Here is a 1,385-nt window from a genome sequence, read left to right on the forward strand (position 1 = left end):
GGCGGCGTATGTGATTTACACGTCGGGTTCGACCGGGCGGCCCAAGGGTGTGGTGGTCACGCACGCGGGGATGGCCGGCCTCATCGAGACCCAGCTCGGCGCCCTGCACATCGGCCCGGGTGATCGCCTCCTCCAACTTGTCTCACCGAGTTTCGACGTGGCGTGGTCCGACCTGTGTACGGCCTTCGCCGCGGGCGCGACTGTCGTGCTGCCGGAGACCACGGATGTGCTCGCCGGTGAGCCTCTGGGGGAGATGCTCCGGTCGCTGCGCATCACCCACCTGCAGACCGTCGCGTCCGTGCTGCGCACCGTTGCGGTGGACGAGCCGCGTGCCACCTATCCCGACCTGCGTGCACTGGTCGTCGGTGGGGAGGCGTGCCCGCCGGAGGTGGCGGCGCGGTGGGCGCCGGGGCGGTCGATGGTGAACGCGTACGGGCCGACGGAGTGCACGGTGTGTGCGACGTTGAGTGAGCCGTTGTCGGGTGCGGGGGTGCCCATCGGGCGTCCGACGGCGGGGATGCGGGCGTTCGTGCTGGATGGTGAGTTGCGTCCGGTGCCGGTTGGTGTGGTGGGTGAGTTGTATCTGGCCGGTGCGGGGTTGGCGCGTGGCTATCTGGGTCGGGCGGGCTTGACGGGTGAGCGGTTCGTGGCGTGTCCGTTCGGTGTGGGTGAGCGGATGTATCGGACCGGGGATCTGGTGCGGTGGCGTGCGGATGGGCAGTTGGAGTTCGCGGGGCGTGCTGATGAGCAGGTGAAGGTTCGGGGTTTCCGGATCGAGCCGGGTGAGATCGAAGCGGTGCTGCTGCGTGAGGCGGACGTCGAGGCCGCCGCCGTGGTGGCATGGCGGGACAGCGACCGCCTCGTCGCCTACATCGTGGCGTCCGGCGACCACGAGCCCGATGCGGCCCGGCTGCGGCAGATCCTGCGGCGGCACCTGCCCGACTACATGGTCCCCGCGGCGATCGTCACCGTGCCCGCCATGCCGCTCACCCCGGTTGGCAAGCTCGACAGGGAGGCGCTCCCCCAGCCCGAATTCGACCGGCCCGGCCCATCGCGGGCTCCGCGCAACGCCCGGGAGTACGCCCTCTGCGAGCTGTTCGCCGAGATCCTCGAGCTGCCCTCCGTCGGCGTGGACGACGACTTCTTCGCTGCCGGTGGGCACTCGCTGCTGGCCACTCGCCTGGTCAGCCGGGTCCGCGCGGAACTGGGTGCGGAGCTGCCCATCCGTGCCGTCTTCGAGGCCCCCACCGTCGCGGAACTGGCCCTGCGCATCACCGACAGCGCAACGCTGCGGCCGGGTTTGGTGTCGGTGGTGCGGCCGGCGGTGGTGCCGTTGTCGTTCGCGCAGCGGCGGTTGTGGTTCTTGTATCGGTTCGAGGGTGTGT

The 1,385-nt window shown here is 70.5% G+C and carries 1 protein-coding gene; it reads left to right on the plus strand.

The genetic code is table 11. From position 1 onward, the window contains the following. The coding region (locus AB0J80_RS38480) for an amino acid adenylation domain-containing protein (protein ID WP_364714781.1) at window positions 1–1,385 on the plus strand (1,385 nt) is incomplete at both ends.

The organism is Actinoplanes sp. NPDC049548 (assembly GCF_040676695.1).
Classification (GTDB): Bacteria; Actinomycetota; Actinomycetes; order Mycobacteriales; family Micromonosporaceae; genus Actinoplanes.